Source organism: Burkholderia sp. Bp8963 (assembly GCF_003854275.1).
In the GTDB taxonomy this organism is placed as follows: domain Bacteria; phylum Pseudomonadota; class Gammaproteobacteria; order Burkholderiales; family Burkholderiaceae; genus Burkholderia.
In genome coordinates this window covers 1-257 of record NZ_QTQP01000202.1, presented here as the reverse complement: position 1 = coordinate 257, position 257 = coordinate 1, and the positions used below count along the sequence as shown (strand labels likewise).

The following is a 257-nucleotide window of genomic DNA, read 5'->3' as shown; positions in this document are numbered from 1 at the left end:
ATGGGAAGCAGGTCAATATTCCTGCACCATTGTTAGATGCGATGGGGGGACGGATCGCGGAAGGTTGTCCGGGTGTTGGAAGTCCCGGTCGCTGCATTGGAGAAGGCGCTTAGGCAAATCCGGGCGCAGGATTCAAGGGTGTGGCGCGAGCTCCTTAGGGAGCGAAGCAATTGGAAGTGGTTCCAAGAAAAGCCTCTAAGCTTCAGTCTAACGATGACCGTACCGCAAACCGACACAGGTGGGCGAGATGAGTATTC

The 257-nt window shown here is 55.3% G+C and carries 1 rRNA gene; it reads left to right on the top strand.

From position 1 onward, the window contains the following. Positions 1-257, top strand: a 23S ribosomal RNA gene (locus DID96_RS38045); the annotation flags it as partial.